Origin of the sequence: Agarivorans sp. JK6 (assembly GCF_045277145.1) — a bacterium.
GTDB classification, from domain to species: Bacteria; Pseudomonadota; Gammaproteobacteria; order Enterobacterales; family Celerinatantimonadaceae; genus Agarivorans; species Agarivorans albus.
The window spans coordinates 3,513,435-3,537,416 of the sequence record NZ_CP113525.1 but is presented as its reverse complement, the minus strand read 5'-3'; the positions used below and the strand labels follow the sequence as shown (position 1 = coordinate 3,537,416).

The 23,982-nt window shown below is 45.3% G+C and carries 20 protein-coding genes; 10 read left to right on the top strand and 10 right to left on the bottom strand.

Annotation, left to right across the window (positions count from 1 at the left end):
• Positions 1–6: 6 nt before the first annotated feature.
• A complete protein-coding gene (locus tag OV592_RS16350; protein WP_406609311.1) occupies positions 7–990 on the bottom strand; it encodes an aldo/keto reductase in 984 nt (327 codons plus the stop codon).
• Between the two features lie 154 nt (positions 991–1,144).
• Here OV592_RS16350 and OV592_RS16345 point away from each other — a divergent pair, with 154 nt between their 5' ends.
• The gene (locus tag OV592_RS16345; protein WP_040306961.1) at positions 1,145–2,041 is read left to right on the top strand and encodes a LysR family transcriptional regulator; all 897 of its coding nucleotides are present in this window, start codon (positions 1,145–1,147) and stop codon (positions 2,039–2,041) included.
• Between the two features lie 155 nt (positions 2,042–2,196).
• Here OV592_RS16345 and rnr read toward each other — a convergent pair whose 3' ends face one another.
• A complete protein-coding gene (gene rnr / locus OV592_RS16340) occupies positions 2,197–4,485 on the bottom strand; it encodes a ribonuclease R (protein WP_406609310.1) in 2,289 nt (762 codons plus the stop codon).
• A 554-nt stretch (positions 4,486–5,039) separates the two neighbouring features.
• Here rnr and OV592_RS16335 point away from each other — a divergent pair.
• On the top strand, positions 5,040–5,876 hold the full coding sequence (locus OV592_RS16335) for a hypothetical protein (RefSeq protein WP_406609309.1): 837 nt from the start codon (positions 5,040–5,042) through the stop codon (positions 5,874–5,876).
• Here the strand turns inward: OV592_RS16335 and yjjX are convergent.
• From yjjX to OV592_RS16320, 3 genes are all read right to left on the bottom strand, one after another.
• On the bottom strand, positions 5,862–6,404 hold the full coding sequence (yjjX, locus tag OV592_RS16330) for an inosine/xanthosine triphosphatase (protein WP_406609308.1): 543 nt from the start codon (positions 6,402–6,404) through the stop codon (positions 5,862–5,864). The genes OV592_RS16335 and yjjX overlap by 15 nt on opposite strands.
• 59 nt (positions 6,405–6,463) lie before the next feature.
• Positions 6,464–7,210, bottom strand: coding sequence for a sugar nucleotide-binding protein (locus tag OV592_RS16325; RefSeq protein ID WP_406609307.1), 747 nt, complete (start codon positions 7,208–7,210; stop codon positions 6,464–6,466).
• Positions 7,211–7,284: 74 nt separating this feature from the next.
• Positions 7,285–7,635: a hypothetical protein gene (locus tag OV592_RS16320; RefSeq protein WP_406609306.1), complete on the bottom strand. Its 351-nt coding sequence runs from the start codon at positions 7,633–7,635 to the stop codon at positions 7,285–7,287.
• A 551-nt stretch (positions 7,636–8,186) separates the two neighbouring features.
• Between OV592_RS16320 and OV592_RS16315 the strand changes: the two genes are divergently transcribed.
• The gene (locus tag OV592_RS16315) at positions 8,187–8,408 is read left to right on the top strand and encodes a hypothetical protein (protein WP_406609305.1); all 222 of its coding nucleotides are present in this window, start codon (positions 8,187–8,189) and stop codon (positions 8,406–8,408) included.
• A gap of 25 nt (positions 8,409–8,433) precedes the next feature.
• Here OV592_RS16315 and OV592_RS16310 read toward each other — a convergent pair whose 3' ends face one another.
• Entirely contained in the window at positions 8,434–9,864 is a 1,431-nt protein-coding gene (locus tag OV592_RS16310) for a PLP-dependent aminotransferase family protein (RefSeq protein WP_406609304.1), read from the bottom strand.
• A 216-nt stretch (positions 9,865–10,080) separates the two neighbouring features.
• Between OV592_RS16310 and OV592_RS16305 the strand changes: the two genes are divergently transcribed.
• Together OV592_RS16305 and OV592_RS16300 are read left to right on the top strand one after the other, a co-directional pair.
• Complete coding sequence (locus OV592_RS16305; RefSeq protein ID WP_406609303.1) at positions 10,081–10,341, top strand: DUF1127 domain-containing protein; 261 nt, start codon at positions 10,081–10,083, stop codon at positions 10,339–10,341.
• A 229-nt stretch (positions 10,342–10,570) separates the two neighbouring features.
• Positions 10,571–12,703, top strand: a complete 2,133-nt coding sequence (locus tag OV592_RS16300) for a di-heme-cytochrome C peroxidase (RefSeq protein WP_406609302.1) — start codon at positions 10,571–10,573, stop codon at positions 12,701–12,703.
• Between the two features lie 89 nt (positions 12,704–12,792).
• Here OV592_RS16300 and OV592_RS16295 read toward each other — a convergent pair whose 3' ends face one another.
• Positions 12,793–13,950, bottom strand: coding sequence for an iron-containing alcohol dehydrogenase (locus OV592_RS16295; RefSeq protein ID WP_406611440.1), 1,158 nt, complete (start codon positions 13,948–13,950; stop codon positions 12,793–12,795).
• An 82-nt stretch (positions 13,951–14,032) separates the two neighbouring features.
• On the bottom strand, positions 14,033–14,722 hold the full coding sequence (locus tag OV592_RS16290) for a type 1 glutamine amidotransferase domain-containing protein (RefSeq protein WP_406609301.1): 690 nt from the start codon (positions 14,720–14,722) through the stop codon (positions 14,033–14,035).
• A gap of 158 nt (positions 14,723–14,880) precedes the next feature.
• Here OV592_RS16290 and OV592_RS16285 point away from each other — a divergent pair, with 158 nt between their 5' ends.
• From OV592_RS16285 to OV592_RS16265, 5 genes are all read left to right on the top strand, one after another.
• Complete coding sequence (locus OV592_RS16285) at positions 14,881–15,792, top strand: LysR family transcriptional regulator (RefSeq protein ID WP_406609300.1); 912 nt, start codon at positions 14,881–14,883, stop codon at positions 15,790–15,792.
• Between the two features lie 151 nt (positions 15,793–15,943).
• Positions 15,944–16,837 (top strand): EamA family transporter, encoded by an 894-nt coding sequence (locus tag OV592_RS16280; RefSeq protein ID WP_406609299.1) that lies wholly within the window; start codon positions 15,944–15,946, stop codon positions 16,835–16,837.
• A 9-nt stretch (positions 16,838–16,846) separates the two neighbouring features.
• Entirely contained in the window at positions 16,847–17,320 is a 474-nt protein-coding gene (locus tag OV592_RS16275; RefSeq protein WP_406609298.1) for a DUF1772 domain-containing protein, read from the top strand.
• Positions 17,321–17,545: 225 nt separating this feature from the next.
• A complete protein-coding gene (locus OV592_RS16270) occupies positions 17,546–18,424 on the top strand; it encodes a LysR family transcriptional regulator (protein ID WP_406609297.1) in 879 nt (292 codons plus the stop codon).
• 318 nt (positions 18,425–18,742) lie between these two features.
• The gene (locus tag OV592_RS16265) at positions 18,743–19,345 is read left to right on the top strand and encodes a YiiX/YebB-like N1pC/P60 family cysteine hydrolase (protein WP_016400891.1); all 603 of its coding nucleotides are present in this window, start codon (positions 18,743–18,745) and stop codon (positions 19,343–19,345) included.
• Positions 19,346–19,439: 94 nt separating this feature from the next.
• Here the strand turns inward: OV592_RS16265 and OV592_RS16260 are convergent, their stop codons facing one another.
• A complete protein-coding gene (locus OV592_RS16260) occupies positions 19,440–20,912 on the bottom strand; it encodes an efflux transporter outer membrane subunit (protein ID WP_406609296.1) in 1,473 nt (490 codons plus the stop codon).
• Positions 20,899–23,982 carry an efflux RND transporter permease subunit gene (locus OV592_RS16255; protein WP_406609295.1) on the bottom strand — a complete coding sequence of 1,028 codons (3,084 nt, stop codon included), beginning with the start codon at positions 23,980–23,982 and terminating at the stop codon, positions 20,899–20,901. Before OV592_RS16255 ends, OV592_RS16260 begins: the two co-directional genes overlap by 14 nt.

Here is a 23,982-nt window from a genome sequence, read left to right as displayed (position 1 = left end):
AAAATACTAGAAGCGCTCTGGCCCTGCTGGTTTATTACCCAGAATATCATCCACTTGCAGCCAAACTTGCTGATTTAAGCTGCTGCTGTTGGTTAGTGCTTGCAAGTTATCTTCAAGCTGTTCCAGTTTAGATACGCCCAAAATCACGCTGCTTACATTGGGAGTGCGTAAACACCAATTTAAGGCCAAGTGGTGTAATGGCATGTCTAATTGCTGGGCGAGCTGATTTAGCTGGGCAATTTGCTCAAGTTTGTTGTTTTCACCAATTAGCATATCGCGCAACCATTCATAACCAGGCAAACTTAAACGGCTATTCTCTGGCACCCCATTTAGGTATTTGCCAGTGAGCAAGCCACTCGCTAAAGGAGAGAAAATAGTGGTGCCTAGTCCAGTTAAAGAATAAAGCGGCAGGTACTCGGCTTCTACTTTGTCACGAACCATCATGTTGTACTGTGGTTGCTCCATTACTGGGGCATGTAAGTTTTCGGCTTTAGCCACTGCCCATGCTTCGGTAATTTGTTGGGCGCTCCACTCAGATGTGCCCCAATACATTACTTTGCCTTGGCTAACCAAGTCATGCATCGCTCGCACTGTTTCGTAGATTGGCGTATCAATATCTGGGCGGTGGCAATAGAACAAATCTAAATAATCTACTCGTAATCTGGCCAGAGCAGCGTGGCAAGCATCAAACACATGTTTGCGGCTTAGACCTCGTTGGGTGGGCTTGTCGCCTCCCCAAAATACTTTGCTAGACACAACAAAGCTGTCGCGTGACCAGCCAAGCTGTTCGATGGCTTGGCCCATTAAGCGCTCACTTTCACCGCTTTCGTAGCCTTCGGCATTATCGTAAAAATTGATACCAGCATCATAAGCCCTTGCCATGATCTGCTTGGCCGCTGATAAATCCACTTGTTTACCAAAGGTTACCCATGAGCCTAAGCCAAATTCACTAACTTGCAGGCCGCTGCGGCCTAAACGACGATATTGCATATTACACCTACTTAAATAGAGGAAATTGGCACCAGTATAGAGCGTAGCTAAAGCATGAAAAAAGATCGTAAAAGCAAAAATACTGTTTGATATAACATACAAACTATAATTTTTGAGTATTATTGTTTACAACTAAACGCGTGGATGGGTAATAGTGTCTAAGAATCATAAAAAGCTGGAGCGCTTGTTGTTGTTCTATGAAGTTGCTCAGCATTTGAGCTTTTCTAAAGCCGCTGAGCACTTAGCGATTTCGCGTAGTTATTTGTCTCAGCAAATTCGCAGCTTAGAGCAAGATTTACAAACTCAGTTATTAATACGAACTACCCGTAAGGTGCGCTTAACGACCGAAGGGCACAAAGTGTTTGTGCAAGCGCAAGCTATGCACCACGGCTTGTTAGACCTAGAGCGCGAGCTTGAACACAGTGGTGATAAGGTTGCAGGTATCTTGCGCTTAACCGCTCCTGCGGCCTTTGCCGATAGCTTCTTGGCCGATGTGTGTTATCAGTTCTCGCAGCGTTATTCAGAAGTGAGTTTTGAAATTGATGTAGGCCACCACTTAGAAGATTTGCACGAACGAAACTTTGATTTGGCCATTAGGGTAACCACAAAGCCTCCAGAAAACATGGTGGCACGTAAGCTTATGCCATATTGCCATTGGGTGGTTGCCTCACCTGAGTACTTATCGGCTAACGGACAACCCACTCAACCCAGTGATTTGGCAAATTTGCAGTGTTTAGCATTTCCAAGTTGGCGCAATTGGCAGTTTGTAAAAGCAGGGAAGGTTGAGGAAATTGAAGCAAAAGGGCAGTTTGCGGTAAACGACAACAATATTTTGATTAAGGCTGCACTAAATCATCAAGGGGTCACTAGGGTGCCCGAGCATTTGCTGTGGCAATTAGTCAGAGAGGGGCGTTTGCAGCGTGTGCTTAGTGACTACCAAGTAGAGCAGCGACAGGTGTGGATGCTTTACCCACCTAAAATTGAACACTCTTCTCGCTTGCAGCATTTTGTGGCTTTTTTGCAGCAGTACCTTAGCCAAGTTAGGCCCTAGATAGCTTGGTATCCAAAAACGTTTATCTTTCTTAATGCCAGTTTCCGAGATTTGTAATTCGAGGTCTGACTTGTGTTTTTCTTTTAGCTGCGGTGCTTAGGTGATTTTTGAACGGTGGTTTTGAGGGAGTCCCAAAACCACTGTTAGATGAAGGATTAAGCGACGTTTTTACTTAAACCTTTATGGCTTTGCTTTAAGACAAATTCAATTTTGCGCTGTTCCATATCTACTCGGGCAATGGTTACCGAGATGGCTTGGCCAATGCTATAGCTTTTACGGCTGTTTTCACCAGTTAAACGTTGCTTGTTGGCATCGTAATGGTAGAAATCGCCTTTTAAAGCAGAAATATGAATACTGCCTTCAACCTGAGTAGCAGGCAATTCTACAAACAACCCAAAGCCGTTTACGCCACTTACAATGCCTTCAAAGCTCTCACCCACTCGGTCTTGCATGTATTCGCATTTAAGCCATGCATCAACATCCCAGCTGGCTTCGTCAGCGCGGCGAGATACTAACGAACAATGCTCAGCCAACATCAACATTTGTACGGTGTCGTAAGGATAGCTTTGTTCAATGGCTAGTGGCGTAGCACCTTTTAGGCGCTGCACTGGATCAAAACCTTTACCACTTAGGCTCTTAAGTGCACGCTTCATGATGCCGCCAGACTCTTTGCTACGAATGATTGAGCGAATAGCGCGATGCACCAATAAGTCGGGGTAGCGACGAATTGGCGAGGTGAAGTGGGCATAAGCATCAAAAGACAAACCAAAGTGGCCTTCGTTTTCTGGGGTGTAAATGGCTTGACTCATTGAGCGCAGCATAATGGTTTGAATAATGCTGGCATCATCCCGCTCACTAATGCTGCTTAATAGCTGGTTATAATCTGCTGGGCTAGGTTTGTCGCCGCCCGCAAGGTTAAGACCTAATTCGCCTAAAAAGCTACGTAAAGCTGTTAGCTTTTTCTCTTTTGGTCCACGGTGTACCCGGTATAAGGCGGGAATGTTTAACTGCTCTAGAAAACGAGCTGTAGCTACGTTTGCACACAGCATACATTCTTCAATTAGCTTATGAGCGTCGCTACGTACCAGTGGCACTATGCGTTCAATTTTACGTTGCGCATTAAACACAAACTGGCTTTCGTTAGTTTCAAAGTCAATAGCGCCACGTTTTGCCCGTGCTACCTTCAGCACTTGATATAAGCTATGTAGTTGCTGCAGGTGCGGTAATACTTCGGCAAACTGCTTAGTGAGCAGCTGTCCCTCGTTGCTATTTGCGTCTTCTAACATAGTGCCTACTTGGCTATAAGTAAGGCGAGCATGAGAGTGGATAAGCCCTTCACAAAACTGAAAACTGGCCAACTCACCGGCGCTGTTTATGGTCATGTCGCATACCATTACTAAGCGGTCAACCTGAGGGTTTAACGAACACAAACCGTTGGATATCGCCTCTGGCAACATCGGAACTACATGCCCAGGAAAGTACACCGAGGTGCCGCGTTTTTGGGCTTCTATATCTAAGGCACTGTTTGGCTGAATGTAGTGTGATACATCGGCAATCGCCACCAGTAAGCGCCAGTTACCGTTACTTAGCGGCTCTGCATACACAGCATCGTCGAAGTCTTTGGCATCTTCACCATCAATAGTGACAAAAGGCGTTGCGGTGAAATCCACCCGGTGTAGCTTATCTTGCTCGGCCACTTCTGGGGCTAATTGTTTGGCTTGGGCTAGTGCTTCTTCAGGCCATTCAAAGGGAATATCGTGGCTGCGGATCGCAAGGTTGATTTCCATGCCTGGCGCCATAGGATCACCAATCACTTCGCTAATGTGGGCGATGGCATTGTCACGTTTATGTGGGTAGCTAATTAGCTCTGCAGTCACGTATTGGCCATGCTTAGCACCTAAGGTTTTCTCTGCTGGTATTTCAATGATTTGGCTAATTTTTTGGTTGTCTGGCTGGAGGCTAAAGTGGCCATTGCTTTCAACTAACTTACCAATGATTTGCTGGGTGTTCTTTTCCAGTATTTTAATCACTCGCGCTTCTTCACGACCGCGATTATTAAAGCCATTTGGCAGCGCTTGAATAAGGTCGCCATCAAATACTTTGCTCATTTGCGAGCTATGCAATACAAAGTCGGTGTCGTAGCCTTCACATTTTAAGAAGCCAAATCCTTCACGGTGACCGATTACTTTACCTACCAAATACTCACTGTCGTCTACGGGCCAGTAATTGCGTTTACGGTCGCTATGTAATTGACCATCGCGGCTCATCGCAATTAAACGGCGGCGCAGGGCTTCTAGATCGTTTTCACTGTCTAGGTTTAGGGCTACCGCTATTTGCTCGCGGTTAAGTGCTTGGCCTTGCTGATCGAGCAGCGCAATAATCGCGTCGCGGTCGGGAATGGGATTAGCATATTGTTGCTCTTTAGAGCTTGAGTGTTTACTCATAGTTATTGTTCTCTGTTAATAGGGCCAATAACCTTGCTCTAGGGAAATCATGAAATGTTTTAAGTATGCAGTTCAGATATAACTCTCAAGGTTGTTAGGCCTGGGCGCTTGCTTTAAAGCAAGTCGCTAAAATTTGTTACTTGCTGGCGCCATTAGTTGGCCTTGCAAGTGATGTAGTTGGTCTGACTTATAAGCCGCTTATGTGACACATAGATGACAGACAATCATATAGTTGCCGAAAGGCAAGATTGGAAAAACAAGCTTGAATTTAAAACGACGAAACGAAGGTTAAAAGAAGGCAACCTTAAAGCGGAGTTCAAAAAATAGACTGAATTTCTAATGGCCGCCACTTTATAGACTTGTGGCGGAAAGTCAACTTTTGTCGTTGAGCCTAGGTTCTTTTAGGCACGAGTGATGAGGTATTTCCTCAAATATCCAATATTGACTTAATTATTATCTAGTTCACAAATTGTTCAGTTTTGAGTTGTCCTTTATTTTTGTGTGGTTATTATTTGCTCGCTTAAAAAACATAATTAGAAACAGCGGGAATGAAAATGAGAATAACAATAGCGGCGCTAGCACTGCTGCATTTTAGTGGGCAAGCTACTCCCTTTAGTAGCAATGTGATTAACGATGTATATCACAATCAAGCCAACGGAGTCCCAACTGCTCGGGATCACAATGATGGAGTACCGGATCTTTACGATGCTGTAAATCTGTTATTGGGCACCAACTACCAAAGCAATGCCGATTTGGATAATCGTTTTGTAGCTAATGATCAATTGTTTGTTGGTGAAGGCTCTCAAAGTGTGGCCTTAGTTGGCCTAACAGCCGGTAACCACAATACCTTAGGTATCTATACAGATATCGGTGTGGGTAACGATAAAACAGCTATTTTACCCTCCGATCCACATTACGGTTTTAAGGGGGATGGCTCAACAAGTCTGCCATTTTCAGGTGTTACTTTGGATATTAATGGCGAATTTGGTTGGTATTTGGAGCAGGGTGGTCCACTTACTTACTCAACGTTCTATTCGGAAAATCAGCTAAATGGTGGTTGGGATCATACTATGACTTTTGCAATGCCTGAGCTTAACGGACAATCACACTATCTAGATATTGGTGGAAACATTGTCGAACACATGTTTACTAATGCCTATTTAATCGGTTGGGAAGACCTTCCTTTTGGCTTTTTTGAGCCAGGCATGTTGGGAGATGATGATTACGACGACATGATGTATTTAGTGGATTTTAAACCGGCCTCTATAACAACTCCTGTAGAAGCTTCAGAGCCGCTATCTGCATGGCTGCTAGCCAGTGGTTTGCTTGGCTGTTGTTTACAGCGGCGTAAACGCCGCCTGTCTGCAATGGTGGGTTTACAGAGCAAATAGCTCTTTGTGAGCAAACTGCACTAGCGCCAATATTAGTGCATGCACATAGTTATCTTCGCGGGTTGCTAAGCCATTGGTGAGTAGTCCAATGGCGCCGCCTTTTTGCTTAATATTCTTAGTATTAAACAGTTTGTCCATTAGTGGGCCAAGTTCCTCACCTTGCTCTAGCGCTTGATAAACGCTTGGCGGAAGGGGCATGTTGGCCCCACGCCCTACCGAAAGGTGCTCACCACGTGCGATTGCCACATAAGCAAACGTAGCGGGGCCATCTTCAAACATATCTACGCCGCCTTCAATTGCGGCATAAAAATCTGCTGCTTGGTGCTGCTGGCAGTAGCGCAGGCGATTTACTGCACCATCGCGAGTCTGCTGAGTGGTAATGGGTTGCTCGGGCACTTGAGAGGGGGCATCAATGCCTTGGCAGTCAATCTCAGCATCTGGGGAATACATTGCGAGGGCTTTAGCAACTGCTCGCACTTTGACTGGGTTACGCGACCCTACCACTACTTTAAAACTTTGCTCTGACATAATTACTGTTCTTCAATTTAGTTGGAAAAGGCGAGGCCCTGATTTAGCGCGTGGCCAAGTTATATAGCCAGTTGCTTGGCGATGCTGCCACATGCGACTCGTGAGTCGATAATTCGGCCATCTCGCTGAGGGTCGCTAGCGGGGCGAATGTCCCAGTTTAACTGGTACTTTTGATTGATCATTTGCACCAATTGGTAGAAAGACAAGCCTTGCTCATTACCGCCTACATGATATATCCCCGGTTTGGCTTGCTTAGCCAAAGTGACTAAGCACTGCATGCTATGTTCAACAAAGGCCACGGCTGGTAACCACTCGGTGCTAGCTACCAAATAGCCTTTTTCATTGTGCATGTCTCTCACATGTGTGAGTAGGTTGTCTTGCTCGAAGTTATCGAACATTTGCCAGCCTAGGCGAGCAATAATGGTATTGGGGTTAGCGGCAAGGGCAGCTTGTTCACAGCCTATTTTATATAGCCCATAATCATTTACCGCATCTGCCGGATGCTCTGGGGTGAAAGGGCCGGTGCTCTCTGGGTTAAATACACTTTCGGTGCTGGTAAATAGCATTGGAATATTTTCTTCACCAGCAATGCCAGCTAGACAAGCCAGCCACTCTTCGGGCCCTGTAGCTAGGTGAAATATTGCATCGATGTGGTTGCCGCGAACATAGCCTAGCTGCTGCGCGCGGTTGGTAATGTCTAGCTCTTGACGATTAAAGCCATGTACTGCAATGCCTTGCTTTTCTAGCGCTTGTTTAAGGTAAGGTGCAAGTCGACCATTTAGACCGGTTACTAGTACGTTTTGCATTGCATAATCTCATCACTTTCTAAGAAGTGGCTATTATGCGGTTAGACGGCTTTAAGCGCTAGAGTAGGGCGAATTTAGTTAGCCAGTATTTGTTCTACTTTGTCTTCTTGTAGCCAGCTAATGCAGTAGCGAATAGAGCCGGAAGGTGGGACATTTTTAGCGCCAGCTTCAGCTTCGGCGTATACCGCTTCAAAGTGTTCGGTAGGTAATACGCTGTACTGGTAGAACACTTCCATTTCTTCGCGCAAGCCATTTAGTGTGGCAGCCGGAGTGGGATCGATTTTGGCTTGAATGTGGTACATACAAGCGGCAAAAGCATAGTTTTTAAGCGCAGGAAGCTCAGAGCTATCAATGCTTGCATTGGCCACACTGGCTTGAGAACTAAGTAAAATAACAGCGGCACTAACTATGTGTTTTAATTTCATTGTTACCTTATATATCTAATAGCAATTGCCGTTAAATATGATTTAAATCCATTTACTGTGGCCCAAAAATTATCCCAAGCAATGATACTTGTCAAACTAACAAATTGAGATTTTAGGCTTGAAATTATTATTTAATTCGTCATGTAAATTTTAAGATTTGTGGTTTGTTAATAAACATGATCGCTTAAAGTATGCTTATTAACATTAATGCTAAATTATGAAATCGTTTACTTGGCGTTAGTTTTAATTGACTGAAATTTAAAGATTTACGTTTAAAGTATGATGTTTGGCTGCTTTTCACAGGATTTGCGTAAATAATAGCCACTTAAACTAACAATTAAATAAAAATAACCCTCTGTTGAAATCGATGTCATTTTTATTATTTACTGATTACATAATTAATTTCCTGATACTCAAGAAGTGAAAATGCTGTCATTTTAACGTCTGCTTTATATTGTGAGTTTTTTCACAAAACTGTCGCAGATTGCACTGCGGAAAATAGCTGGTATAAAACGCAGAAATTACTTTTATCAATAATTGTGAGAAGAAAAATGCGTAATGTTTTAATCAGCTCAGTTGCACTAGTGTTCGGTTTAGGTCTTAGCGTAACTACAATTGCTGCCGAACAACCAAGCAGCAAGCCAGCGCTTAGCGAATTCGATAAAAATGCAGAGTATTACAATAAAAGCCTAGTAAAAGATGGCTACCGCTTTGGTTGCCGTGTGCACGACGACAACGGCAAATGCACTAAGTTACAGTGGAAGAAGCTGTAATAATAAGCGGGCGAGCTTAACGCGTTTAAGCTCGCGCTAAGGCTTGCTGTAAGAGAATCTTTGCCTGTTCGCCAACAATTTTGATGGCTTGCTCTATGCGCTCACTGGGTTTGTTGGCGTAACTTATGCGTAAACAGTTTTGATACTTGCCTGCAGCTGAAAACAAGCTGCCCGCCGCAATACCAATGTTAAACGGTTTTAAGTTTTCGTTTAGCACCAAGCTGTCGATTGACTCTGGTAGCTCTACCCACAAAAAGAATCCGCCTTTAGGAAAGCTCATTTTACTGCCGCTAGGAAAGTAGCGCTGTACCCAGTGGAGCATCAAATCGCGCCTTGCTTGATACTGTTGTTTTGCCAGCCTTAGGTGTTTTTCGTAGTGTCCTTGCTCGATAAAATCGGCCACTGCCAACAGGGGTAAGCTGTTAGCACCCAGTGAGGTAACAAATTTTAAGTGAGTGAGCATCTGCCCATAACGGCCAGGCGCTACCCAGCCCACTCGCAGGCCTGGAGCAATGGTTTTAGAAAACGATGAGCAAAACAACACTCTATCTTGGCTATCGTAGGATTTTAAACTGCGCGGGCGGGGTGTTTGGTAATAGCCGTCGCCCAGAATGTCGTCCTCAATAATGGCGAAATCGTATTTCTCGGCCATTTTTAGCAGCTTAAGTTTGTTCTTTTCGGGCATCACATAACCCAAAGGGTTATTAGATGTTGGGATTAGTTGCAGCACTTTTATTGGCCACTGCTCTAGAGCAAGTTCTAGGGCGGGCAAACTTATGCCGGTTTCAGGGTGGGTTGGGATCTCAATAACTTTCAATTGGTTAGATTGAATCGCCTGCATCGAGCCATAAAAGTTGGGTGAATCAATCGCCACAATATCACCAGGCTGGGTGAGTGCTTTTAAACTTAACGATAGTGCTTCCTGGCAACCAGCTGTAATTTGGATGTTATCGGGATGAATATGACAACCAGAGTTCTGCATTAGGCGAGCAATTTGCACCCGTAACTTAAACAAACCATTGCCTTTTGAGCAGCGAAAAACTTGTTTGCTTTGATACTTAATATTGTCGCTAAGTAAGCGCTGCAATGGTTTTAAACTGCTTAACTCGGTATCTGGTGAGCCTCTGCCTAAGGCAAGAAAGTGACTATTGCTTTCTGTCATCATAAGCTCTAACACTGCTTGCCAATTGTCGATCGGCACAGGGCGTTGCTCTGGTTGGCTGGTTTCTGGCAGCTGTGCGGTGCTTGGAGGTTGTTGAACATAATAACCCGACTTGAGCTTACTGCGAACAAAGCCGGCATCTTCTAACAATCGATAACTCTCTTGCACCGTAGAAATACTTACCCCTCTCGCCTTACTCATCTCGCGGATAGAAGGCAGCTTTTGGCCAACCGGGTAATAGGCTTGAGAGATTTGTTCCTTAAGTTCTTGTGCAAATTGCTCGTAGAGGGTCATTGGCAACTCCTTAGCCAAAACATCGCTCATTAATAACACAGAGGAATACAGTTAAGCAAAGTTGCGTAGCAAGGCAGTACAGATTGAACATTAACAAGCATTACAGATAGCTATTTGCAGCATCTGTAATGGCAAAATTATTGTATTCTGAATCTGTAAGCTTGCTTGTTCAAAATTTAAGCTAGAGGGGTAGCTGATTAAAACAAGGAGCGGAATATGCAGATACAAGTTTCTTTCCATATGGGTTTTCATGCACTAATTAAGCGCCTTGCCCTGTATCGAGCACGTCGCCGCAGTCGCAGAGCTTTGCTAGCCTTGAGTGACGAGTTGCTCAAAGATATTGGTTTAAGCCGAGCGCAAGCCTTAGCTGAAGGCAGTAAACCTTTTTGGCAAGCAGGTAAATGTGGGCGTAGCCATAGTGACAAAAATATTCGGCAAAGCAGCGGGCATAAGTTTACTCAAAAGCTAAAGACTTAAGCGATGCCAGGCAGCTTTGTTATCTTAGCTGCCTTATCTCTAGGTTTGCGCAGATGCGTAAAGCTAACGGTACTGACACCACAGTTAATAGGTTTACATTAAAGCCACTTTTCCTCTATGGTTTAGCCTTAGCAGAGAGATTTTTTCAAGGATGTTAGGCGCTTGCTCAGCGCAGTAATAGTGAATCATCATCTGCTTGTTACCCTTCATGGAAGAAAGGAATAAATGTATGAGTAAGGTGTTATCTAGCAAACTGGCTCGTTTCGGCATCATATTGTTGGTGCTGCTAGTGGTGTATTTATTGATGCTACTAAGCAGTGACAAGGTGAAGAGCATTACCGAAGCCTTAACGCCGCCTAATTTGCCCGAGCTGCAAGTTGTTCACCAAGATGGCTCTTGGCTAAAACAGTATTGGCCAGAGCAAAACTGGGGCAGCAAAGGTGATTATGTTAGTGATGATGCTAAAAAGTACCATCACATTTCTCAGGGTACTCGCACCATTCCCATTCCTTACCAATGGTTTGTGAGTTTAGAGCAGCCCAGCGGCTCGCTTTGGTCTTTGCTATTGCTAAACGGTTTTTCTGATAACGGCTTGCTTTCTGCAAACGAGTTTTTGCTGCGTTTTGGCTTTGTTCGCTCACAAGTTACTGAGCAAAATCCCGATGGTTTACCTATTGGTTTTGCTCGCACCGATTCTGTTAATTTGCCTGGTTATCCAACCCGCACTGCGGGGATCGGTTTTACTTGTGCGGCTTGTCATACCGGCCACTTTATTCATGGGGAAGGGGAAAACAAAACCGAGTATGTGATTGATGGCGCTCCCGCCACCACCGACTTAAGTTTGCTTACCGAAACCTTAGCCGCTGCGCTAGGGCAAACTTTGCTTTCGAGTAAGTTACCCATTTTAGATGGGCGATTTGACCGCTTTGCCCGCCGAGTGCTTGGCGCTAGTTACAGTCCAGCCAACAAGCTGTCTTTGGCAGAAGAGTTAGCCAGCATTGTTGCAGCTAGCGAAGGGCAGCAAGATGTTATTCAAGTAAACGAAGGCTTTATGCGCTTAGATGCGCTAAACCGCATTGGTAACCAGGTATTTGCCGAGAACATCAATCGCCGTGAAAATTACCACGCGATAAATGCGCCAGTTAATTATCCGCATTTATGGAGCGCTTCTTGGTTTAATTGGGTGCAATACGACGCCTCAATTATGAGCCCGCTAATTCGCAATGCGGGCGAAGCGATGGGGGTAAATGCTTATGTGGATATGCAAAGCGCTATGGATGACAATCGCTTTAGCTCTTCAATCCCAATGCAAAACTTGGTGTGGCTAGAACACTTTCTTGGTGGGGAACAGCCTAGCCAAACTAAGGGCTTTTCCGGTTTACAGCCACCCAAGTGGCAATTTGGCCCAATAAATCAACAAAAAGCAGAGCTTGGGGCTTCACTTTATCAAGCTAAGTGTCAGGGCTGCCATTTACCACCTTTGGACAGCCAAGAGATTTGGCAAGAGCAATACTTTTCGCCGATTGTTTATCAGCAAAATGGCGAACAAAAACAAACCGCAGAGAAAGTACTGCAACTTAAGCTGATTGATTTGTCGCAAGTTGGGACCGATCCTGCTCAGGCAAATGTATTGGCTACTCGCACCTTAAGCACGGCTGGAGTAAGCAATGTAGCTGCTGCGAATGTGACTCCTGGCTTAGGCATCGATGAAACAATTTGTGGCGAAAACCCTAACCAGCTTTATGGCAACCAAATGGCTGGCGCTAACTATTCGAAGAAGGATACAGCCCAGCTGGTGGACTTGCCGGTAAACGATAGTGGCGAAGTATTATTTGGCTTAGCGCTGGGCGCAATAGTGCAGGAAACCGTGAACGCTTGGTTTAAACAACAGGGCGTGAGTGATAAAGCCTTACAAGCTGAATTTGAAGGAGGACGCCCCAACTGTATTCGAGTCACTTCTGGCTATAAAGCTCGCCCACTAAATGGTGTTTGGGCCACAGCGCCATTTTTGCATAACGGTTCTGTAGCAACATTGCGCGATTTGCTTTGCCCTGAGGGAGGCGAGCGCCCTAAGTATTTGCAGTTGGGTAACATTGGCTATGATGCGGTGAACCTAGGGTTACAGCAGCCTGAAGGTTTTGAAAAAGTGGCTAACAAAGCGCTGAGGAAAGGTCAGCAATATACAGCGGAAGGCTACTTTATCTTAGATACTTCAATACCGGGTAATCACAACAGCGGCCATCACTTTTCAGATTTATACGACCCTAGTAAACATTATTTGGATCAGCCTAAAGGGGTGATTGGCACTGCCTTTGATTCGCAGCAATGTGACGCGATACTTGAGTACCTAAAAACGATCTAATCTATGCGGTGCTTATGATTGCACCTAGAACTCTGTGTTGTTCTCAATAAAAAAGGGCCTTCAGGCCCTTTTTTTTATAAGCATTGGATTTATAGCGCGGCGTTTAGGATTTCGCGGCTAACATCTAAAGTGATAGCTTTATCTTCGCCTAAAGCCACCATTTGGTGTTGCTCTAACTTAGTCAACAATACCTCTACATCGCTAGCGCCTAGTTCTATGTCACTTAAGCGCACTGGAACTTGCATGCTACGGAAGAAGGCTTCGGTAGCGGCAATCGCTTGGTCGATGCGTTGCTGCTTGTCGCCTTCGCTTATGCCCCAAATTCGTTCTGCGTATTGCAGCAATTTGTCGGCTTTTGCTTCACGGCGAATTTTCATTACCGCTGGCAAAGTGATAGACAAGCTGCGTGCGTGGTCAACGCCATAAGCCGCGGTTAACTCGTGGCCCAACATGTGGCTTGCCCAATCTTGCGGCACGCCAGCACCAATTAAACCGTTTAAGGCCATGGTGGCTGCCCACATAATGTTAGCGCGAACCTCTAAGTCTTTGCTGCTCTCTTCGGCAAGTGCTTTAGGCCCTTCTTCAATTAAGGTGAGCAAAATGCCTTCGGCAAAGCGATCTTGGATTTTGGCGTTTACCGGGTAAGTGAGGTATTGCTCCATTACGTGAACAAAAGCATCTACCACACCATTGCTTACTTGGCGGGGCGATAAACTTAAGGTTACGCTTGGGTCTAAAACCGCAAACTTAGGGCGCACTGCTAGGGCATAAAAAGGTAATTTAGTGCCGTCACGGGTGACCACTGCTGCTGGGTTGGTTTCAGAACCAGTGGCTGGCAAGGTGAGCACTGCTCCTAATGGCAAGGCTGTATCAACCGGGTGTTGCTTGGCAATAATGTCCCAAGGATCATCGCCTTGGTAACATGCTGCAGCAGCGATAAACTTGCTGCCATCAATTACCGAGCCACCGCCTACAGCAAGAATGTAGTCAAGCCCTTCCGCTTTAATTTGCTCAACAGCCCGCATAAGCGTGTGATAGCTAGGGTTAGGCTCGATGCCCGAAAACTCAGACCACCGGTGATTCTCTAAGGCCTTTGCAACTTGGTCATAAACGCCATTGCTTTTTATTGAGCCTCCACCATAGGTGACCAATACTTTGGCATCCACCGGGATCTCGTTAGCGATGGTAGCTATTTGCCCTTCGCCAAAATGAATTTGGGTACTGTTTTGGAACGAAAAATTTAACATCATATTTCCTTCAATTAACTAGGGCCTGCTGATCTTTGGTGTAAAAAACATCTGCAAAGTTCAACAGGCCCTAGCTTGGCGATTAGGCCAAGTGCTGTAGTACTTTTTCTGCGGCCATTTCTGAAGATGCCGGATTTTGACCGGTAATCATTAAACCATCTTGAATCGCAAAAGGGTTCCAGTCGGCTACTGCTTGGTAATCTGCACCGCGGGCTTTTAACTCATCTTCTAACAAAAATGGCACCACCTCGGTAAGTTGTACTGCGGCTTCTTCACTGTTGGTAAAGCCGGTTGCTGCTTTGCCTTTTACCAATAATTGACCATCGGCTTGTTTTACATTTAGTAAGGCTGCGCTGGCATGGCAAACTGCTGCAACTGGTTTGTTTTGCGCAACAAAGTTCTCTAGTAACGAGATAGATTGTGGATTATCGGTAAGATCCCACAATGGACCATGACCACCGGGGTAAAACACCGCATCGTAATCACCAGCATCTACGTCGGCGAGCTTAAGCGTAGTGGCTAACTGTTGTTTTGCAGCGTCGTCTTTGTCAAAGCGGCGAGTGGCATCGGTTTGAAAATCAGGGAGCTCGCTATTTGGGTCTATGGGTGGTTGGCCGCCATTAGGTGACGCTAAGGTGATGTTTGCTCCAGCATCTAAAAACACATAATAAGGGGCGGCAAATTCTTCTACCCAAAAACCAGTTTTATGTTCGGTATTGCCCAGTTGGTCGTGAGAAGTTAGAACCATTAGGATTTTTTTAGCTGTGCTCATTGGTGCATTCCTTAAAATTGATGAGTCACTATGCGATCTCGCAATAGCAATGCACCTAGTGTAGGTGGGTAAGCTCGTTCCAATAATGCAGATTAAATAGACATTATTGGTAGAATAATTGATACAATTAGGAGGTGTTTTAAAAGAGAGATAGAACAATGAGCGTTAGTTTTGAACAGCTAAAAAGTATGGTGGTATTTGCTCAGGTAGTTGAGCAGGGCAGTTTTAGTGCCGCCGCTAAGCATATTGGCATTACCCGCGCGGTGGTTAGTTACCACATCAAAAAGCTGGAACAGCAACTAGGGCTTAGCTTACTAAATCGCTCAACCCGAAGTTTGCATTTAACCGAGGCTGGCGAGCAATACTATCAGCGCTGTCATAACATTGCCGAGCAAGCTAAAGCCGCAAATTTACAGATAGAAAACCTTAAGCAAGAGCCGGAAGGTTCGATCAAAATTTCTTGTCCGGTAAACGCTGGCCTACAAACCATTGTGCCAGTGATTAACGAGTTTCGCCGTTTGTATCCCAAGGTGAATATCGAGCTGGTATTAAGTGATGAGGTGGTAAATATTATTCAAGATGGTTTCGACTTAGCCATCCGCGGAGCAGAGCTTAACGACTCTGGTTTGCAAGCCGCCAAGCTAACCACCTTAAGTACCTGCTTATGCGCTGCCCCAGAATACTTAAATAAGCATGGCCGGCCGACTAAACCTGCAGATTTAGATGCCCACCAATGGGTTATTTATACCGCAGGCTCAAGTACCTTACAGCTAAGCAAAGGTTCCCGTTCTTTTAGTATTAAAACCAAAGGTGGTATGAGCACTAATAATGCAGCTGTGCGTACTGCCTTTGTTGAAGGTGGCCATGGCTTAGGGCGTGTTCCCTTGTACGACGCCTTGCCAAAAATACAGGCCGGAAAGCTAGAAGTGCTTATGGCTGATTATCAATTACAAGATATTGATGTGTACTGTGTTTTTCCTAAAGGCTCGGCGAGCTCTAAGAAGTTGCGTTTACTCATCGATTACTTAAAACAGAGCCTAGCAAAACAAGAATCGCTGCGAGCGCGCTAGTGATTGAAGTTACATCAAGCGTTTAAATAGGGTGGCTAAACTTAAGCAAGGCTAATGTTTTTTGCTTACGCCATTTCGATGCTTAGTTAAGCCCTTGTTGCTATTTAGTTTGTTGCGTAGGCTGGGGTAAATTTTTAGAGAGTACACAGCCTTGTTCTTTTTTATCGCCTTAACCGCTACCTTTGCCTATGCCCTACAAGGGGTGCTAATGGCCAAGGTTTATCGCCAATCAGATCTGCTTAGTGCGGTGGCCTACCGCGGTTTAAGCTTGTTAATTAGCATGTCTCCCTTACTGCTATTGGTGCCGCTGTCTGCGTATTCTGGTTTTATTCATCATGCTGGTTGGTTAGTACTAGCGGCGGGTTTAGCCGCTTTGGCTAACTGGGCAAATGCAATAGCCTTTGTAAGGTTACCTGTTGGCATTGCTAGCGCTTTATCGATGGCATTTACGGCGCTGTTTGTCGGCTTGTTGGGCGAATTACTGTTAGATGAGCGTTTGAGTCCTTTGCAATGGTTAATGGCCGGACTAACCTTACTTGCTGTGCTGCTGGTGGGAGCAAGTCAAACTCGAACTAACACTAAATCCACGGAGAGTGCCGCTCAATACAAACCGCTTATAGGCATTGTAGCCAGTGCTTGTTATGGCGCTTTAATGTCTTGCGCGTTGATACTGGTGGCTAAAATGTCGCGCGACAGCCACCCATTTTTAGTGGGTTTTAGCTGGGAAGTGATGATTGGCGTGATGGCTATGTTAATGGCGTTCGCGCGAGGCAAGCTTAGCGGCCAAGCCGGAATGCAAAAGGTGACAGCCGCACAGTTTAAACAGATCCTCATTTTCGCCTCACCTACGGTAATTGGCACTGGCTGCTATGCCTTAGCGATGACCTTAGGCCCCCTAGCCATTGCGGCAGCTGTGTTAAGCACTATGATGGTATTTAGTATGCTACTCGGCTGGTGGCTATTAGCGGAAAAGCCTACGCTCAAACAGTGGGCAATGATTAGCCTAGTTTGCATTAGTGTTATAGGACTAAAGCTAGTGGTTTAGGGGAAATACATGTTTGAACAAAGCTTAATAATCGCCGCGGCTTTTGGATGCGGTTTAGTGGCTGGTATTTTTGTGGCATTTTCTAATTTTGTAATGCCTGCTCTGGCTAGGCTGAATATTCAGCAAGGTTTAGCGGCCATGCAAAGCATTAATATTACGGTGCTTAACCCAGGATTTTTAGGCTTGTTTATGGGCACGGCAATCTTGTGTTTAGTGGTGCTTGTTTGGCAGGTGTTTTTTGCCGCAACAATTAACTTATGGCTGGTGGCTGCAGGCCTTTGTTATTTGCTGGGCTGCTTTGCGGTGACTGCGTTTGCCAACGTACCAAGAAATAAAGCGCTGGCGCTAATTTCTGTGAATGATGCGCAAAGCGAAGCACAAAGCTTGCAGTGGCAGCAATATTTAGCGGAGTGGACCTATTGGAATCACTGGCGCAGTCTTGCTTCTGCGTTAGCGATGTTACTGTTTATGTTGGGTTTTTAGTAAATCCTCTATTTGCAAAGTTGCAGGTCTATTTGCTGTTCGTGGCAACCATCTGTGTGCTCATTCCATCAAATTTAGCGCTTGTATCCGGTAATGCAAACATGCGGTTCTCTAGTCTGTGAGGTTTTTCGGGGTGCGATGGGCTTTGTTTGTTGTGCAGCCTTGTTTGAAAAATCTACTCCTGCATAATGTTATCTTTCTTGGCTACTTCAATAAGGTTTCATTATGATAAATATCGACTGGTTACAAACCTATTGCACCTTAATTGAAACCGGACATTTTACTCGTACCGCAGAAAAGCTGGCGATGACTCAGCCTGGCGTAAGCCAGCAAATTCGTAAGCTAGAACACTACTACCAGCAAACTCTGTTACAACGAGAAGGCAAAAGCTTCACGCTTACAGAGGCCGGCAATCAAGTGTATTTGCAAGCACAGCAAACCTTGGCTCAACTTAACCAGCTTGAACTGTCACTTAAACAAGATGATCCTCATGCCGGTTTGTGTCGGATTGCCAGCCCCGGCAGCGTGGGTTTGAAGCTCTATCCAAACCTGTTGGGTTTACAAGCAAAATACCCTGATTTGGTGTTTGATTATAAATTTGCACCCAATGCTAGCATCGAACAAATGCTGGCCGATCGTCAGCTTGATTTAGGTTTTATTACTCGCCCCAGTACCCTAAGCGAGCTGGCTACCCAAGCCTTCGCAGAAGAGGCTTTGGTATTGGTAACACCGGCACGATATAACAACGCTAGTTGGCAAAACTTATTAGATTTAGGTTATGTAGACCACCCCGACGGCGCCCATCATTCACAATTGTTATTGTCAGCCAACTACCCAGAATTTGAGCAAACGAGCCAATTTAAACTTCGCGGATTCTCCAACCAAATTAGTTTGATTTTAGAGCCGGTTGCGATGGGCTTGGGCTTTACGGTGTTGCCTGCGCACGCAGTGGCCGCTTTTGCCAAACCTGAGCTTATTGCTGCTAGCCATTTAGCTAATCCAGTGAGTGAAACCATTTATTTGGTGCAGCGCCGTTATCATCGTTTGGCCTCCCGCTTTAAGTTGGTGACCGACAATATGCAGCAGTGTTTGGTGCAGAAATAGCTTGATTAAGGCTGGTTAAATTGTGATTAATATCACATTTAGGTGCCCGTTCATCTAAAGACTTATTAGTTTGAATGCTTGATAAATAAGCTATTGAAAAAAGTACCTTGAAATTGGGTTGGTTAAATTATCGCTTTGAGTTTTAGAAGACGTAACTATAAGCAGTAATATTTTTGATTAGCTTTGGGCCTTTCTCTATGCAGGTTGCTGTAGTCGTTAGTGTTAAATGTCTACTTTTTTGATTTAAGCCCGCACTATTGCGGGCTTTTTGTTTTTATCATATAAAGTTCATTAAGGATTAAAGAGAGAATTAGCAGGATGCTAAAGCCCGACCCACTAGCCAAAAAACTAAAAACAGGCGATTTGGTGTTCTTTTCTGGCAAAGGTTTAAGTAGCGACATTATTCGTTACGGCACGTTTAGCAAATGGTCACATGTTGGCATGGTGCTAGAACTAGAAGCCTATGACTTTGTGACCCTTTGGGAAGCAGTTCCTAATTCAAAAGATACCTGTTTGTATTCTCAACAAGCCAGCAATGGGGTGCAGGTAGTGCCGCTACACCAACGGGTTAAACAACACTTGGGCAGTATTTCAATTCGCCAGTTATTGGGTGGAACCTTGTCCGATGAGCATTTAAGCAAATTAATGCAATTGCTTGAACAACTAAAACTACGCCATTATGAACAAGACTTTTGGGAGCTGGCTCGGGCTGGATGGGAAGGTCCATTTGGTGAGAATCAAGAAAACTTAGATTCACTGTTTTGCAGTGAATTAGTGGCAGCAGCCTACCAACATATTGGTTTGTTGGATAAGCAAAAGCCTTCAAATGAATACACTCCTGCGAATCTTTCAGAAAAACAGCTTACTCATTTAAACGATGGTTTCTATTTGTCACCTGAAATTGATTTGTTCTCAAATTGATAATGGGCGAGAAAAAGGACGCTTTGGCTAACTAGCTAAGAGAGAACAATCCAACTAATTAGGCTTACCTACCAAAGCGTCAACATGACTAAACTTATTGCATCGTCCAGTCACCCCCTAAACTTTTATGTAAACCAACTATGCTGTTAGCGGTTTGCAGCTGAGCAAGCACTTGTGCGTCTTCAAGCAAGTTTTGCTGGCGTTGCGCATCTAAAACAGCCAAGTGGTCCAATAGGCCAGCTCGGTATAGTGAGTTGGCTTTACTTAATGCAAGATCGGCTTGTTCGCTTGCTTGCTCTATATTGCTGGCAAACACTTGGCTATTGCCGTAGGCCATTAACATGGTTTCTACTTCAACAAAAGCTGCGTTCACGGTTTGTTGGTATTGCAAGGCACTGTCGTTAAATCTTTGCTGCTGTATTTCTACCAAGGCGTCGTTTCGTCCGCCATCAAACAGGTTCCATTGCACCCCTATGCTAGCTAGCCAAGCGGCAGAGTCTGCTTTGAATAAATCATCAAAGTTCTCAGCACTTAAGCCCGGCCCTCCGGTTAAGAAAAAGCGTGGGTAACCCGCCACCATACTGGCTGCTAGTTCTTGATTCACCGCCGCCATTTCGCGCTCCGCAATATTGATGTCGGGGCGCTGGTTAAGTAAATCAGACGGCAAACCTAAGGGGATCATGCCTTCAAAGTCTGGCAAGGCTTCTGGCTCCCCAAGTTGTTCAGCCAAGCTAGACGGGGTTTGCGCAAGTACTAAAGCCATGCGATTTAAATGCACACTTTCGGCACTGTTAAGCTGGGGCAGGGCCGCGCGGCTTAAAGCCAGTGCACTTTCTGCCTTGGCTACATCCATATCTGAACCGTAGCCGCTGGCGCTGAGCGATTTAACCAGTTCAAGGACGGTTTCTTGCTCACTAATATTTCGTTTAGCAATGGCAATACGTTGTTGAGCACCGCGATATTGTAAGTAGTTATTAATGATCTCTGCGCTCACTAAGGTGTGCATGCCTTGATGGAAAATTTCGGCCTGCTCACCCCTAATTTCTGCAGCGTTTACTTGCTTGTCTATTCGGCCAAACAAGTCCATTTCCCAACTTACATTTATGCCAGCAAAAAAGCCGCCGTTTTGCTGCTCAATTAAGTCAAACTCTCCGCCCGATATGGGATTTTCAATACCAAAAGCGGGGCCCGCTAAAGGATCGTTTTTACTGAGTTGGTAGCTGGTGTAACCACCACCTAAGCTCACGGTTGGTACTTTAAATGACGCAACCGCACTACGATAAGCTTGTGCCGCTTGAACGCGGTTAGCCGCCATTTTAATGTTTAAGTTTTGCTGCTGAGCTTGCTGTACCAAATCATTTAAAATGGGGTCGTTAAATTGCTGCCACCAGGCCGCCTCAACCGTTTGTTGGTTTACAAACTGATTAGACTGTTGCTCAGAGTACACGGTGTCTACCGATGCCTCCGGCATTTGGTATTCGGGAGCACTAGCACAAGCGGTTGCCAATACTGAGAACACCATTACCGACAGGGCTTTGCTTGTAGTTAAAGGCTTAGTTTTGTTCATGGTTTAGCTCCGAACTTACGCTTAGATCTTCAGCTTTGTTTTCGGTTTGTGGGTCACGGTAAAAAATCCGATACCACGCCGGCATAATGATTAACGACAAGAAGGTCGCAACCACCAAGCCGCCAATAATAATCGCTGCCATTTGGTCAAATAAACGGTCACTAAGTAGCGGTACCATACCCAGTACGGTGGTTAGTGCGCCCATCGAAATGGCCATGGTGCGGTTAATTGTGGCTTCTACAACGGCCTCGTTAATGCTTTTACCTTGTTTGCGTTCTAGTTCGATTTGATCAATGAGCACAATGCCGTTTTTGATGATCATTCCCGATAGCGCAACTGCGCCAGTTAGGGCCATAAAGCCAAAGGGTTTACCAAAGAAGAACAGCGTCCAAGCGCAACCTATCGCGGCTAGCGGCAAGGTAATTAGGATAATCGCAGGCTGTTTTAAGCCATTAAACAGCGCCACCATTACAATCACCATCATCAACGTCGCTTTTGGAATTTGCTTTAAGGTGTCGTCAATTGCGCGTTTTTCATCGTAGTACTCGCCACCCCATTCAAAGCTGTAACCATAAGGCAATTCAATGGCTTGAATTTGCTCGGCTAACTCTTTGCGCACATCCGAAGGTGTTTGGCCAAATACTTCTGCTTGCGCAGTGATAATTGGTACTCGATTACGGCGCCAAATAATGCTTTGCTCTTCGCGGGTTTCGAATCCGTCGACAACTTGGCTAAGCGGCACAGTGTGTAAACCCAATAGTGAGCGAACAGGAATGTTCTCTAATTGCGCAATATCGGTGTTACTGCTTTGCATTTTAATTGGCAAGGTCTCATCGCCTTGGCGCAGCGCACCCACAACAACACCGTTAGACGCTCGTTGGATAGCCAGTGCTACGTCGCTGCGATTAATACCTGCGCGGCGCATTTTGTCTTGGTTCATAATTGGCACCAGCTGTTTACTGGTTTGTCGCCAATCATCACGTACATACTTGGTATTAGGGTGAGCATTGAAAATGGCTTGAGCTTGCGCTGACAAGTCTTGCAGAACTTGCGGATCGGGGCCTTTAAAGCGCGCTTCAATGGCAAACTTATCCTTGGTGGCTAGCTTTAAGTTTCTAAAGCGAGGTTCAGCATTAGGAAACTGCCTCATTAGCCAGTTATCACCACGTTCAATAAGCGGCGCAATAGATTCAAAATCTTTTGCATTAATCAGAATTTGCCCATAACTGCTGTCAAATGGTTCTGGCTCAACGGTTACCGAGAAGCGCGGAGCACTGGCGCCTATGTAACTTGAAATGCTACTTACTTCCGGTTGCTCTAATAACCAGTCCTCAATCACTTTCATATCACGTGACACCACTTCAGTTTGTCCGCCGTTGGGTAGCCAGTAATCTAGAAATAAGATGGGCCTATCGGAGCCAGGCATAAAGTTAATCGCAATTTTGGGCACAATTAAGGCGGTAACAAGTAAAGCCGGAATGATGCAAGCAATAGCGCTAAAGGGTTTTGCCACTACCCAGGTAAGAACCTTGCGCGCAATTTGGGCAAACTTTGGCTCTGGCTGGTCTACTTGATTCGCTTTAGGTTTAATGAAAGCCCAACACATCAGAGGGGTAAGTGTCATCGCCACTAACCAAGACAACAGTAGTGAGCTACAAAGTATTTGGAATACCGAAATAGAAAACTCTGCAGCATCGGTTTGTGATAACAGCACTGGGGTAGCACCCATAATGGCGATCACGGTAGCAGCGAGCAAGGGCACAGCGGTTTCTTTCACACTGTTAGTAGCGGCTTGATAGCGCTCTATGCCTTGGTTGAGTTTTGCCTTGAACATGTCGGTAATAACAATGGCGTTATCAACCAGCATACCTAGCGCTAAAATAAACGAGCCAACCGATACCCGTTGTAAATCAATGCCGGCAACTAGCATGTAAATAAGGGTAATAAGCAAGGTAATGAGCAAGCTACTGCCAACAATGGCAGCACTGCGCAGCCCCATAAATACCCAAAGCACTGCCACCACAATAAGAATACTTTCAACTAAGTTGCTTACAAAGTTATTGATAGACTTTTGCACTTCGTCTGGCTGAAAGGCAATGATGCCAACCTCGGTGCCAAGTGGGAGTTCGCTAGTAAACTGCTGAATAACCTGTTTTAGGGTGTCGCCCAAGGCCACTACATTAATGCCATCAACTGGGCTTACCGCAACAGTAATCGCAGTACTGCCGTTATAGCGGCTTTCTGATAGAGCTGGAGTTTGATAATCCAAGTAAACATCGGCGATGTCACCTAGGCGAATTAAGCCAGAGCCGAGTTCGGCAATACCAGATTTAAGCAATAGATTCTGAATATCACTTAGGTTTTCAAAGGTGCCGCTTTGGCTAACTCTTATGCGCTCTTCACCAAGTTTAAAGCTGCCCGAATCCAGCACCATGTTTTGGGTGGTTAATTGGCTAAATACTTGAGCAGCCGAGAGCTGATGCTCTGCTAAGCGCTCGCTTGGCAAGTCAATATTAACGATTTGCTGGGGAACACCATGCAGCTCAACTTTTTTAATGCCATCAACGGCTTTTAAACGGCGTTGTAACTCTTTGGCATGGGCTTTTAACTCAGCTGGCGCAGCGTCGTCGCTGTGTACCGCAAACAACATTCCGTATACTTCCGAGAACTCATCTTGCACGATGCTGATTTGGGCACTGGCAGGAAGCTCTAGTTTTACGTCGTTAACTTTGCGGCGTAATAAATCCCATTGCTGAGGAAGCTCCTCTGAGGTGGTGCTCTCTTTTAGGTCAACAAAAATCATTGAACTGCCAGGGCGAGAAAGGCTGCGTAGCTTCCACACCGCGCCCATCTCTTGCAAGCGGGTTTCAATTTTGTCGGTAACTTGCAGCTCTACTTCTTGAGCAGATGCCCCAGGGTACAAGGTAACCACTACCGCACTTTTTACGGTAAACGAAGGGTCTTCTAACTTACCTAAACCAATGTAAGAGCCAATGCCTGCAATAATGCATAACACGGTAAAAAAGCATACAAAGGTACGTTGGCGAATCGCGAATTCTGCGAGGTTCAT